This window comes from Aromatoleum toluvorans (assembly GCF_012910905.1).
In the GTDB taxonomy this organism is placed as follows: domain Bacteria; phylum Pseudomonadota; class Gammaproteobacteria; order Burkholderiales; family Rhodocyclaceae; genus Aromatoleum; species Aromatoleum toluvorans.
Map to the genome: position 1 here is coordinate 1 of NZ_WTVN01000018.1, position 12,599 is coordinate 12,599.

A 12,599-nucleotide genomic window follows, 5' to 3' on the forward strand; every position below is an offset into this window, starting at 1 on the left:
CTCGCGCACGGCCGGCGCACCTTCGGTCAGGGTACCGGTCTTGTCGACCGCGAGTACGGAGATCTTCTCGGCCAGTTCCAGCGCTTCCGCGTTCTTCACGAGCATGCCGGCGCTCGCGGCCGCGGATGTGTCGTTTGCGATCGGCGTCGGCGCCGACGTCGCGGTGGAGGCCGCGGACATCACCCTGGTCAGGAACAGCCTCCATGGCGTTGCCGACGCGATCGAGCTGTCGCGGGCGACGCTGTCGAAGATCCGGCAGAATCTGTTCTTCGCCTTCATTTACAACGTATTGGGCATCCCGCTCGCGGCGTTCGGCTTGCTCAATCCGGTGATCGCGGCGGCGGCGATGGCGATGAGTTCGGTTTCGGTGGTGACCAATTCGCTGCTGCTGCGGCGTTGGGCGCCGGACCGGTGAGCGAATTTCTCAGGAGAGGCTGACATGGCAGAAGTGACGATCAAGGTCGAAGACATGAGCTGCGGCGGGTGCGTGCGCAACGTGACGACGGTGCTGAAGGCCCTGCCCGGCGTGACCGATGCGCAGGTGTCCCTCGAAGCGGCGCAGGCGGTGGTCCAGTACGACCCGGCGAAGGTAACCGTCGAGGCGATGCGCGGGGCGGTGGAGGATGCGGGGTTCGGCTGCCCCGCCTGACGGCACGCCTTGGCGCTCAGTCGTCGAGCCGGAAGACGACGGGAACCAGCAGTGAGCTGTCGATGGGCGTCCCACCTTGTCGTGCCGGTACGAATCGCCACGACAGTACGGTCTCCCGGGCAGCGGCGTCCAGTCGCGGGTGACCGCTGGTCTGGGCGATTTCCACGTTTTCCGCGCGCCCGTCCGCGCGTACCCGGACTCGCAGCGTGACTTTGCCTTCCTCGCCACGCCGGCGAGACAGTTTGGGGTATTGCGGGGATGGGTTTTCGAGATAGGCGGCGTCGTATCGCGCCGGCTGGGAGGGCGCGCCCGTTCCTCCCGACGGCAGTCGCGCCGATATCGATTCACCGGCGGCAGCCGGGGCGGGCGCTGCGGCCTCTGGCGCCGCGGGGGCGGTGGAGTGGCCCTGGGGCGGTGCCTCCCGTTCGCGGACTTGCGGCGACTGGGGGGCGGCATCGGGGGCTGCTACGGCGGGTGGCGCGACCGCTGATGATTGTGGTTCCGACGCCCTGTTCCTGGCTCCGTTGCCCGGCATGCGTGGGGGGGACTTCTGGACGCCTGCAGGCTCGACGTGCCTGGCCCGGGGAGTATGCGGATCAGGTGTGTGCGGATCAGGCGTGTGCGGATCGGGTGTGTGCGCATCCGGCAGGGCGACGGCAGCGTCAGCCCGGGGAGGCCTATGCGGAGCAAGCAACTGGACACTGATCGTCTGCACTTCCGCCGGTTGCGGTTTTGCGTCCCGTTCTTCGCCCAGACCCGAAAGCGCCGCCAGCCCCGCCGCATGGGCGCTCGCGACCGCCACGAGCCAACCCCAATGGATCGCGGGCAGCCGATGATGCGGGCGGCGCGATGGGGGGAAAATCCGGGGTGCCGATGCGTGCATCCGGGGTCGGGGCGCTTGTGCAGTCAGGGGGCGCGATTATATCGCGGCGTGCCGGCCGGCCGGGGCGGGGCCGGTGTCCGGATTGATCCCGGAATGTTTCAAGTGGCCGACGGCGGGCGGCATTTCCACATATAATCCGCTCCACAATTTTCACGGGAGGGTTGTATGGGTTTCGATCAGGTCAAGGCCGGCAAGGACGTGCCGAACGACATCAATGTCATCATCGAGATTCCGGCGCAGGCCGATCCGATCAAGTTCGAGGTGGACAAGGACAGCGGCGCCGTGTTCGTCGACCGCTTCATGGGCACCTCGATGCGTTATCCGATCAACTACGGCTATGTGCCGCACACCATCGCCGGCGATGGCGACCCGGTGGACGTGCTGGTCGTGACGCCCTTCCCGCTGCTGCCGGGCGTGGTGATCCGCTGCCGTCCGGTTGGCGTGCTGAAGATGGAGGACGAGTCGGGCCAGGATGCGAAAGTCATCGCGGTTCCCGTCTCCAAGCTCACCCCGCTGTACGACAAGGTGCAGACTACCGATGACCTGCCCGAGCTGCTGATGAAGCAGACCGTGCATTTCTTCGAGCACTACAAGGACCTCGAGCCGGGCAAGTGGGTCAAGGTGCTGGGCTGGGGCACGGTCGAAGATGCCAAGAAGGAAATCCTCGACGGCCTGAACAAGGCGGCTGGCAAGTAAGCCGGACAGTTCGTCCGCAGAATGGCAAATGGCCCGCCCGAGAGCGGGCCATTTGCATTTTCGGGGGGCGTGAATGAGGCGCTAGCCGAGCTTGCAGTCGCTGGCGAGCGGCTTGTTGCTATCCCGGTCGAGGAGGATGCTCTTCCACGGCAAGTCGATCCACACCAGGCCGTTGCGCTCGTCCTCGAAGCGGGGCAGGCCCGAGTGGGATGGGTTGCGTGCGAGCTGGTAGCGTTTGCCGGTCCAGCCGATCAGGATCTGGTTCGAGTTGTTGGACGGGCGCTGCACGTCGACGCGGCGACCCATTTCGCAGTGGTAGGTCCCGCTCGCGAGCTTGAAGTCCAGTTGCTGATTCCCGACGCTCTCGGGTGGCTCGACAACGCTCGAGGGAGCAGTCGCGGACGGAGGTGCGGAGGGCGGCGTCGCGCAGGCAGAAAGCGCCAGTGCGGAGGCGAGGAGCGTGAGGCGGGGGGACATCGCGGGACCTGTAGCGGAACTTGACAATTTCATTCTAGATCCCGCCGGGCCGCTATTCCGTGGGGCTTGCACAACCAAGGGTAACAGAAGGTTTCTCCCCGCCGCGACACGTGCGTCCGCGGGGCCGGGTGCCGTGCTGCGGGCCGACGCGGTATAGTTGCGGCCATGAAATCGCACGATCATTCGCTCTCCATAGCCGTCGCCCAGATCAATTGCACCGTGGGTGACCTGAAGGCCAACGCCGACCGGATCATCCAAGCCCTGGCGCAGGCCAGAACGCTTGGGGCGGACCTGCTCCTGACGCCGGAGCTCGCCCTGTCGGGCTATCCGCCCGAAGACCTGCTTCTGCGTCCGGATTTTTACCGTGCGTGCGCGCGTGAAGTTGCACGGATCGCCGAGCAGACGCAGGGCATCACCCTCGTCCTCGGTCATCCCGAGTTGCGCCATGCAAAGCGCTTCAATGCGGCGTCGGTGATTCGCGACGGCCGGATCCTGACCACCTATCACAAGCATCTCCTGCCGAACTACGAAGTGTTCGACGAGGAGCGCTATTTCGAGCACGGGCGCGCCGCGTGCGTGTTCGAGCTCAAGGGCGTCAAGCTCGGGGTGAACATCTGCGCGGACCTCTGGGAATCCGGTCCGGCCGAACTGGCGCGTGCCGAGGGCGCGCAGGTGCTGCTGGGGCTCAACGCGTCGCCGTATCACATGAACAAGCTGCAACGCCGTTATGAAGTGCTGCGCGAGCGGGTTGCGGCGACCGGTTTGCCGGTGGTGTATTGCAACATGGTCGGCGGGCAGGACGAACTCGTGTTCGACGGGGCGTCGTTTGCGCTGAACGGTGACGGCACGCTGGCGTGGCAGGCGTCCGCGTTCGACGAGCGTGTCGACGTCGTGCAACTGCGCGACGGGCGCTGGGCGGACGGCGAGCGGATCGAGCCGCGTCCGATCGAGGCTGAAGTTTACGAAGCGCTCAAGGTGGGCGTGCGCGACTACCTCGGCAAGAACGGCTTCCCGGGGGTCCTGATCGGGCTTTCCGGCGGCATCGACTCCGCGTTGACCCTGTGCATCGCGGTGGATGCCCTCGGTGCCGACAAGGTGCGGGCCGTGATGATGCAGTCGCCCTACACGGCGCAGATGAGCCTCGACGACTCGCGCGCGCTCGTTGCCAACCTGGGTGTCCGCTACGACGAGATCCCGATCGAGCCGGCGATGACGACTTTCGCCGACATGCTCGCAGACCAGTTCAAGGGCCTGCCTGCCGATGCCACCGAGGAAAACCTGCAGAGCCGCATCCGCGGCATGATCCTGATGGCGCTGTCGAACAAGACGGGGGCGATCGTGCTCACGACCGGCAACAAGAGCGAGATGGCGACCGGCTACGCGACCCTGTATGGCGACATGGCGGGGGGCTTCGCGGTGCTCAAGGATCTCTACAAGACCTTCGTGTTCCGGCTCACGCGCTGGCGCAACACCGTCAGCCCGGTGATTCCCGAGAACATCATCACGCGCCCGCCGTCGGCCGAGCTCAAGCCGGACCAGAAGGACCAGGATTCGCTGCCGCCGTACGAGGTCCTCGATGCGATCATCGAGGCCTACATGGAGCGCGACGAGGCGCCGCGCGACATCATCGCTGCCGGTTACCCCGAGGCCGACGTGCGGCGCACCGTCGCCATGCTCAAGCGCAATGAATACAAGCGTCGTCAGGCACCGGTCGGAATCCGTGTCACCAAGCGGGGGTTCGGCAGGGACTGGCGTTATCCGATAACATCGCGTTACCAGGATGAATATTGACGGTGCGAGGGGCGAAGCCCCGCGGCGCCCCCGACGAGGAGATTGCAATGAAGAAGATTGAAGCCATCATCAAGCCGTTCAAGCTCGACGAAGTGCGCGAGGCGCTGTCGGAGGTCGGCATCGCCGGTCTGACCGTGTCGGAAGTGAAGGGCTTTGGCCGGCAGAAGGGCCACACCGAGCTGTATCGCGGCGCCGAGTACGTCGTGGACTTCCTGCCGAAGATCAAGGTCGAGATCGTCGTCGGCGACGACCTCGTCGATCAGGCGGTCGAGGCCATCATCAAGGCCGCTCACACGGGCAAGATCGGCGACGGCAAGATCTTCGTGCTGCCGGTCGAGCAGGTCGTGCGTATCCGCACCGGCGAGACCAACGAAGCCGCGATCTGATCGCGGCCGCGTTCAGCTGCGGGCGGGGTTCCCCGCCCTGAGCAGCACCAGCAGGGCCCCCGATCCACCGTCGTGCGGGCCCGCCTGGCAGAAGGCCAGGATCTCCTCGCGCTGCGCCAGCCAGCCGCGCGACAGGTGTTTCAGGATGGATTGTTTGCCCGGCGAGCCGTGACCCTTGCCGTGGATCACGCGCACGCAGCGCCGGCCCTGCTGCAGGCTTGCGGCGAGGAAGTCCGCCAGCGCGGCGCGGGCCTCGTCGCGGTTGCAGCCGTGCAGGTCGAGTTGGGCCTGCAGTACCCAGCGGCCGCGGCGCAGGTCCGTGAGCACGCGGCGCGGCAGTCCGGGGCGCAGGAACGCCGCTTCCTCGCCCGTCTCCAGCCTGTCCTCCAGCGTCATCGGCGCTTCCATCGACTCGCGCAGGGCTTCGCGCTCGTCCTCGAAGTGCTTCAGCGGATGAGGCAGTGGCCGCGGACTGTCGACCTCCGCGCGATTGCGCGTGTCGACGGGCTGCGCGCCGCGGGCGGCATAGCGGAACAGCTCCGCCGGATCCGTCCCTTCGGCGTCCGGCGGCAGCAGCAGGACCGGGTCGATGGGGGGCGATGCCGGACCGGCTGCTTCGCGACGTCGCGCGTGTCGGTGATCGACGCCGACTTCGGCGCGGTTGCCGTGGTCGATCGGGATCACGTCCTCCATCGCAAAGCGGAAGAACTCGTCGTCGGTGCGCGGCGGGCCGCGACGCGGCGACGCCGCCGGCGCTTCGTCCGCGGGCTCGGGGGCGCGCGGTCGAGGGATGGGAGGCGGCTTCGGGGCTTCGACTTCGGCCCTGCGGGCCGAGTGCGCAAGCGGCTTCACCCCCTGGAGGGCAGCCTGGAACAGACCGGCATCGCCGGGATCAGCATCGGCGTCGTCCGTCGTGCGGGCATCTTCCCCGCTCTTTCGGATCGGCGCCGCAGGCTCGATGCGCCGGCCGAGTACCCGCTCCTCGCGCAGCTTGCCGCGCAGGGTGGCAAGCTCGTCGAAGGGACTGCGCGACGGCCCGCTCCGGTCAGCCGGTCTGGATGGGGCCGAGCGGGGCGGTCGCGGCATGGGGATCAGCTGCCGAGGGCGTCGAGGTAACGTTCGGCGTCGAGCGCCGCCATGCAGCCCGTGCCGGCCGAGGTCACCGCCTGGCGGTAGATGTGGTCCTGCACGTCGCCGGCCGCGAACACGCCGCGGACGCTGGTCGACGTGGCGTCGCCTTCGCGGCCGCCCTTCGTGATGATGTAGCCGCCTTCCATCTCCAGCTGGCCCTCGAAGATGTCCGTGTTCGGCTTGTGGCCGATCGCGATGAACACGCCCTGCAGCGCGACATCCTTCGCCGCACCGGTGTTGATGTCCTTCACGCGCATGCCGGTCACACCGGTGTTGTCGCCGAGCACCTCGTCGAGCGTCGAGTTGAGCACCAGCTCGATCTTGCCCGCGGCGACCTTCTCCATCATCTTGTCGATGAGGATCTTCTCGGCGCGGAATTTCTCGCGGCGGTGCACGACGGTGACCTTCTTCGCGATGTTCGCGAGGTACAGCGCTTCCTCGACCGCGGTATTGCCGCCGCCGATCACCGCGACGTCCTGGTTCTTGTAGAAGAAGCCGTCGCAGGTCGCACACGCGGAGACGCCGCGGCCGGAGAACTTCTCTTCGGAGGGCAGGCCGAGGTACTTCGCCGTCGCGCCGGTGGCGATGATCAGCGCGTCGCAGGTGTATTCGCCGGCGTCGCCGATCAGGCGGAACGGCTTTTCGGCGAGCTTCACCGTGTGGATGTGGTCGAAGATCATCTCGGTGTTGAAGCGCTCGGCGTGCTTCTGGAAGCGCGACATCAGTTCCGGTCCCATGACGCCGTCGGCATCGGCGGGCCAGTTGTCAACCTCGGTGGTGGTCATCAGCTGACCGCCCTGCGCGAGTCCGGTGATGAGCACCGGGTTCAGGTTCGCGCGTGCAGCATAGACGGCAGCCGTGTAGCCGGCCGGGCCGGAACCGAGGATGAGCAGACGTGCGTGCTTGGTCGTCATGGCGAAGTCTTCTTTCTGGTTGGCAATCCGCAAATTATAGCCGAGCGGCCTGGATGGCCGTTCCAATGGTTGCCATAGTCACGACTAATCGCTTGTCGGATCGTGATCGAAATCCTGTTTGAGCGATGGATTCGAAACGCATGAAACGGTTTATACTGGAACAAACCATCCACGCCGTCGGCGTATTGTTCGAACCGGCCCCATTGCACTGCTGTTCCCGGAGGTTTCATGACACAGGCTACTGCAGTTTCCACCGCGGCGCTCAGGACCTTCCCCCTGTTCCAGGGCTTGTCCGACGATACCCTGCAGGCGGTGGCGCACTCTGCGGTGATGCGGCGCATTCCCCGCGGCCAGGGAGTGCTGCATGCGGGGGATCGCAGCGATTTCGTGTATTTCGTGCTGACGGGCAGCCTCAAGGTGATCGTCAGCGACGAGGACGGGCGCGAAGTGATCCTCAGCATCCTCGGGCAAGGCGAGCTTTTCGGGGAAATGGGGATGTTCGGCGAGCAGCCGCGCTCCGCTTCCGTCGTCGCCGTGACGCCGGCCGATCTCGTGCTGATCGCGAAGCACGATTTCCGCCGCATCTTGCAGGATAACTTCGAGGTGGCCTGGCGCATCATGTGCAACCTCGCCGACCGCCTGCGCAATGCGGACCGCAAGATCGAGTCGCTGGCGCTGATGGATGTGTATGGGCGGGTCGCGCGACTGCTGCTGGAGATGTCGGAGGACGTGAACGGCGAAGCGGTGGTGGTGCGCAAGATCACCAAGCAGGACATCGCGAAGATGATCGGCGCCTCGCGCGAAATGGTCAGCCGCGTGATGAAGGATCTCGGGTCGCAGGGCCTCATCGAGGAGACCGATCACGGCATCGTGCTGCGGGATCGCCTGAACGATCTGTGAGGAAAACCGCGCGGGGCGGCTGTATCGCTTCGCAACAGCGGCATCGGTCGCGGTGGCTGATCGCATATAATTGCCGACTGTCGATTTACCTGGGCATTCGTTCCCGAGCCGATGTCGTCCCGTCAGTCCTCCCGTTTCCAGCCGCTGCCGGAACGGATCTCCCTCTTGCTGCAGGAAGCGCGCTGGCTGATTCTCGGCGTGATGTCCCTGTATGTCGGCCTGGTGCTGCTCGGCTACAGCAAGTCCGATCCCGGCTGGTCGCATGCCGCCGAAGTCGCGCGGGTCAGCAACCCGGGCGGGCGCTTCGGGGCGTGGCTCGCCGATCTCCTCTACTACCTGTTCGGCGTATCCGCCTGGTGGTGGGTCGTGTTTCTCGGCTACGCGCTGGTATGGGGTTTCAGGCGCCTGCGCCATGATGTCCGGCTCGATCGCCGCTCGTTCTTCTTCGTCCTGACGGGCTTTTTCGTGGTGCTGCTGTCGAGCAGTGCCCTCGAGTCCTTGCGCTTCTACTCGCATGGCGCGAGCGTGCCGTTGGCGCCGGGCGGTCTCGTCGGAGTCGAGCTGGGCCAGATCGTGCAGCGCTATCTCGGTTTCACCGGCGGCACCTTGCTGCTTCTGGCGCTGTTCGCCTCGGGGCTGAGCCTGTTCTCGGGCATTTCGTGGCTGTCCGTGATCGAACGCGTCGGGCTGTCCCTGGAGCAGGGGTGGCAGGGCGCACTGCGCGCCTGGCACGGGTGGCAGGACCGCAAGGCCGGCCAGCAGGTGGCGCAGAAGCGCGAGGCCGTGGTCGAGACGAAACGGCGCAAGACGGTGGCGGCGCCGACGCCCCAGCTGCGCATCGAACCTGCCGTGGCCGAGGTGCCGAAATCCGAACGGGCCGAGAAGGAGCAGCAGCGGGAGCGCCAGCAGACGCTGTTCGCCGACCTGCCGACGCCGGTCGGCGCGATCCCGCCGCTGAGCCTCCTGGATCTGCCGTCGGGCGACGTCGAGCCGCCCTCGGCCGAATCGCTCGAATTCACGTCGCGCGTGATCGAAACCAAGCTGGGGGACTTCGGCGTCGAGGTGAAGGTGCTGGCGGCCTATCCGGGCCCGGTCGTGACGCGCTACGAGATCGAGCCGGCGACCGGCGTGAAGGGCAGCCAGGTCGTGAACCTCGCGAAGGACCTGGCACGCGCGCTGTCGCTGGTGTCGATCCGCGTCGTCGAGACCGTGCCGGGCAAGTCCTGCATGGCGCTCGAACTGCCGAACGTGAAGCGCCAGACGGTGCGCCTGTCCGAGATCCTCGGCTCCAAGGCCTACCACGACATGCATTCGACGCTGACGGTGGCGCTCGGCAAGGACATTGCCGGCCAGCCGGTCGTCGCGGACCTCGGCAAGATGCCGCACGTGCTCGTCGCGGGCACCACCGGTTCCGGCAAGTCGGTCGGCATCAACGCGATGATCCTGTCGCTGCTGTACAAGGCGGGGCCGGAGAAGGTGCGGCTGATCATGGTCGACCCGAAGATGCTGGAGCTGTCGATCTACGAGGGCATCCCGCATCTGCTCGCGCCGGTCGTCACCGACATGAAGCATGCCGCCAACGCGCTCAACTGGTGCGTGGTGGAGATGGACAAGCGCTACAAGCTGATGGCCGCCGTCGGCGTGCGCAACCTCGCGGGCTTCAACAAGGCCGTTGTCGAGGCGGAGAAGGCCGAGAAGCCGCTGACCAACCCGTTCGCGATCAACCCGGACAATCCCGAACCGCTCGAGCAGTTGCCGCACATCGTCGTGATCGTCGACGAGCTGGCAGACATGATGATGGTGGTCGGCAAGAAGGTCGAGGAGCTCATCGCGCGGCTCGCGCAGAAAGCGCGTGCGGCCGGCATCCACCTGATCCTGGCGACGCAGCGCCCGTCGGTCGACGTCATCACCGGCCTCATCAAGGCCAACGTCCCGACCCGCATCGCGTTCCAGGTGTCGAGCAAGATCGATTCGCGCACGATCCTCGACCAGATGGGCGCGGAGACGCTGCTGGGCATGGGCGACATGCTGTATCTGGCGCCCGGCACGGGGCTGCCCGTGCGCGTGCACGGCGCCTTCGTGGCCGACGAGGAGGTGCACAAGGTCGTCGATCATCTCAAGCGCAGCGGCCCGCCCGATTACGTCGAGGGCATCCTGTCGGCGCCCGAAGACGAGCTCGATGCGGCGCTCGGCGGGGGCGGTGGAGGCGATGGCGATGGCGAAGCGGATCCGCTCTACGACCAGGCGGTCGAAGTCGTCATCAAGACCCGGCGCCCGTCGATCTCGCTGGTGCAGCGCCACCTGCGCATCGGTTACAACCGTGCGGCCCGCCTGATCGAGCAGATGGAGCGTGCCGGCCTGGTCTCGGCGATGGGCACGAACGGCAACCGTGAAGTGATCGTGCCTGCGAAGGAGGGCGAATGAGGGTTTCGGCAAGGTTCCGGCGAGCCGGCTTGCGGCTGGGGGTGGCGCTTGCGCTGGTGTGCGGGGCGGGTTTCGCATCCGCGGGCGGGATCGCGCAGTTGCGCCAGTTCATCGACGGCGCACGCACGGCGCAGGGCGAGTTCGACCAGACGGTCTTTGCCGCGTCGGGCCGCAAGCCGCAGCGCGCGAGCGGCAGCTTCGTGTTCGCACGACCGGGCAAGTTCCGCTGGACTTACGAGAAGCCGTATCCGCAGGTTCTCGTCAGTGACGGGGAGAAGCTGTGGTCCTGGGATCGTGACCTCAATCAGGTGACCGTCAAGCGTCTGGGCGATGCCCTGGGCAGTACGCCGGCGGCGATCCTGGCCGGCGACGGGGCCATCGAACGCAATTTCGAACTCTCCGAAGCGGGTTCCGGCGACGGGCTCGAATGGGTGCACGCGAAACCGAAGCTGGCCGAGAGCAGCTTCGAATCGATGCGCATGGGCTTCGCCGGCGGCACCCTGAAGCGCATGGAGTTGAAGGACAACTTCGGGCAGACGACGCTGATCGAGTTCCGTTCCCTGACGGCGGGGGCGCGCCCGGATCCCGCGCAGTTCCGCTTCGTGCCGCCGCCGGGCGCCGACGTGATCGGCAACTGAGCGGCAACCGAGGCCGACGCAGCCGATGGCTGATCTCTTCGATTCACTGGAACCGCCGCGCGTACCGCTCGCCGAGCGCATGCGGCCGAAGCGGCTCGACGAGATTGCCGGGCAGCGCCACCTCGTCGGGCCGGGCAAGCCGCTGCGACTCGCGTTCGAGTCCGGCAAGCTCCACTCGATGATCCTGTGGGGGCCGCCCGGTGTCGGCAAGACGACGCTGGCGCGCCTGATGGCGCAGGCATTCGACGCCGATTTCATCGCCCTGTCGGCCGTGTTTTCCGGTGTCAAGGACATCCGCGAGGCCGTCAGCCAGGCGCAGGCCGCGAAGGCGCGCGGCCGCCACACGATCCTCTTCGTCGACGAGGTGCATCGCTTCAACAAGGCCCAGCAGGACGCCTTCCTGCCCTACGTCGAACAGGGCCTCGTGACCTTCATCGGCGCGACGACCGAGAATCCGTCCTTCGAGGTGAATTCGGCGCTGCTCTCGCGTGCGTCCGTGTATGTGCTCGAACCGCTCGACAACGACGCGATGGGCGGACTCTTCGAGCGGGCGCGGGCGCTCGCCTGTCCGCAACTGGCCTTCGACGAGACGGCGTGCGAGCGCCTGATCGGCTTCGCCGATGGCGATGCGCGGCGGCTGATGAACCTGATCGAACAGGTGCAGGTCGCCGCGGAGACGGCCGGGGTCGATCCCGTCACGCCGGAGTTTGTCGACGAGGCCCTGTCGACCAGGCTCAGGCGCTTCGACAAGGGCGGGGAGGCCTTCTATGACCAGATTTCCGCCCTGCACAAGTCGATACGCGGCTCGAATCCCGACGCCGCGCTGTACTGGCTGTGCCGGATGCTCGATGGCGGGGCGGATGCGCTCTACCTCGGGCGCCGGCTGGTGCGCATGGCGGTCGAGGATATCGGCCTCGCCGACCCGCGCGCACTCGAAATCGCGCTGAATGCCTGCACGACCTATGAGCGGCTGGGCTCGCCGGAGGGCGAACTCGCCCTCGCGCAGGCGACGATCTTCCTCGCCTGCGCGGCAAAGTCGAATGCGGTGTACAAGGCCTACAACGCCGCGCGCCAGCATGTGGCGAACGACGTGTCGCGTCCGGTGCCCCTGCACCTGCGCAACGCGCCGACGCGGCTCATGAAGGAACTGGGCTACGGCAAGGCCTACCGCTATGCCCACGACGAACCCGAGGCCTACGCCGCGGGCGAAACCTACCTCCCCGACGGCATGGCGCCGCCCGGATGGTATCGCCCGACGCCCTACGGCATGGAGGCGCGGATCGCCGCCAAGCTCGAACATCTGCGCGAGCTTGACGCCGCCGCAACGTCGGGGCGGCGCCCCGACGACGAGGGTGGGAAGCCGGGTTAGGTCGCTGCCCAGCCCTCAGTGGGGCAGGGGATGGTCGGCGATGAAGCGCGCCTGGACGTTCCTGGCCCGTTCGGCTTGTTCGAAATCGCCACGCTCCGTGGCGCGGTCGATGAGGTCCTGCATATAGCCGGTGAGCACGAGAACGCCTTCGGCTGTCTGGACCATCCCGCAGACGATCTGAGCAGCGGCCCCGTCGGGGATTCCCTCATGCTCGGCAATGAGTGCAACTTCGTCGTCGGTCAAATCGCAGTAATCAAGGCAGTCTCGGATCGACAGCATGGATATCTCCTCATATGTGGCGTTCGTCGTCTGTGCGGCGCTTCCCTGAGAACCTTAACTAT

The 12,599-nt window shown here is 66.6% G+C and carries 13 protein-coding genes and 1 pseudogene; 9 read left to right on the plus strand and 5 right to left on the minus strand.

Translation table 11 applies throughout. The features are described from left to right. Positions 1-106 precede the first annotated feature (106 nt). Together GPA22_RS12525 and GPA22_RS12530 are read left to right on the plus strand one after the other, a co-directional pair. Positions 107-415 (plus strand): annotated as a pseudogene (locus tag GPA22_RS12525) (heavy metal translocating P-type ATPase); the annotation flags it as partial. 24 nt (positions 416-439) lie between these two features. Further along, positions 440-649 (plus strand): heavy-metal-associated domain-containing protein, encoded by a 210-nt coding sequence (locus tag GPA22_RS12530; protein ID WP_169256409.1) that lies wholly within the window; start codon positions 440-442, stop codon positions 647-649. Positions 650-665: 16 nt separating this feature from the next. On the opposite strand, the gene GPA22_RS23030 is transcribed toward GPA22_RS12530, so the two are convergent. Further along, on the minus strand, positions 666-1,532 hold the full coding sequence (locus GPA22_RS23030) for an energy transducer TonB (protein WP_343036027.1): 867 nt from the start codon (positions 1,530-1,532) through the stop codon (positions 666-668). 165 nt (positions 1,533-1,697) lie between these two features. Here GPA22_RS23030 and ppa point away from each other — a divergent pair, with 165 nt between their 5' ends. Continuing rightward, positions 1,698-2,228 (plus strand): inorganic diphosphatase, encoded by a 531-nt coding sequence (ppa, locus tag GPA22_RS12540; protein ID WP_169256411.1) that lies wholly within the window; start codon positions 1,698-1,700, stop codon positions 2,226-2,228. A gap of 81 nt (positions 2,229-2,309) precedes the next feature. Here the strand turns inward: ppa and GPA22_RS12545 are convergent, their stop codons facing one another. Continuing rightward, a complete protein-coding gene (locus GPA22_RS12545; protein WP_169256412.1) occupies positions 2,310-2,705 on the minus strand; it encodes an MliC family protein in 396 nt (131 codons plus the stop codon). Between the two features lie 165 nt (positions 2,706-2,870). Between GPA22_RS12545 and GPA22_RS12550 the strand changes: the two genes are divergently transcribed. Then, positions 2,871-4,496 (plus strand): NAD+ synthase, encoded by a 1,626-nt coding sequence (locus GPA22_RS12550; RefSeq protein WP_169256413.1) that lies wholly within the window; start codon positions 2,871-2,873, stop codon positions 4,494-4,496. Between the two features lie 47 nt (positions 4,497-4,543). After that, complete coding sequence (locus GPA22_RS12555) at positions 4,544-4,882, plus strand: P-II family nitrogen regulator (protein WP_121429695.1); 339 nt, start codon at positions 4,544-4,546, stop codon at positions 4,880-4,882. A gap of 12 nt (positions 4,883-4,894) precedes the next feature. On the opposite strand, the gene GPA22_RS12560 is transcribed toward GPA22_RS12555, so the two are convergent. Both GPA22_RS12560 and trxB read right to left on the minus strand, forming a co-directional pair. Further along, positions 4,895-5,968 (minus strand): Smr/MutS family protein, encoded by a 1,074-nt coding sequence (locus tag GPA22_RS12560; RefSeq protein ID WP_246264308.1) that lies wholly within the window; start codon positions 5,966-5,968, stop codon positions 4,895-4,897. A gap of 5 nt (positions 5,969-5,973) precedes the next feature. Beyond that, on the minus strand, positions 5,974-6,927 hold the full coding sequence (trxB, locus tag GPA22_RS12565) for a thioredoxin-disulfide reductase (protein ID WP_169256414.1): 954 nt from the start codon (positions 6,925-6,927) through the stop codon (positions 5,974-5,976). A gap of 228 nt (positions 6,928-7,155) precedes the next feature. Here trxB and GPA22_RS12570 point away from each other — a divergent pair, with 228 nt between their 5' ends. The 4 genes from GPA22_RS12570 (at position 7,156) to GPA22_RS12585 (ending at position 12,258) form a co-directional block, all read left to right on the plus strand. After that, positions 7,156-7,827, plus strand: a complete 672-nt coding sequence (locus tag GPA22_RS12570) for a Crp/Fnr family transcriptional regulator (protein ID WP_169256415.1) — start codon at positions 7,156-7,158, stop codon at positions 7,825-7,827. A 111-nt stretch (positions 7,828-7,938) separates the two neighbouring features. Then, entirely contained in the window at positions 7,939-10,251 is a 2,313-nt protein-coding gene (locus GPA22_RS12575) for a DNA translocase FtsK (protein ID WP_169256416.1), read from the plus strand. Further along, complete coding sequence (gene lolA, locus GPA22_RS12580) at positions 10,248-10,889, plus strand: outer membrane lipoprotein periplasmic chaperone LolA (protein WP_169256417.1); 642 nt, start codon at positions 10,248-10,250, stop codon at positions 10,887-10,889. The genes GPA22_RS12575 and lolA overlap by 4 nt, the downstream gene beginning before the upstream one ends. A gap of 25 nt (positions 10,890-10,914) precedes the next feature. After that, a complete protein-coding gene (locus GPA22_RS12585) occupies positions 10,915-12,258 on the plus strand; it encodes a replication-associated recombination protein A (protein ID WP_169256418.1) in 1,344 nt (447 codons plus the stop codon). Positions 12,259-12,273: 15 nt separating this feature from the next. Here the strand turns inward: GPA22_RS12585 and GPA22_RS12590 are convergent, their stop codons facing one another. Beyond that, entirely contained in the window at positions 12,274-12,537 is a 264-nt protein-coding gene (locus GPA22_RS12590; protein WP_169256419.1) for a hypothetical protein, read from the minus strand. Positions 12,538-12,599 lie beyond the last annotated feature (62 nt).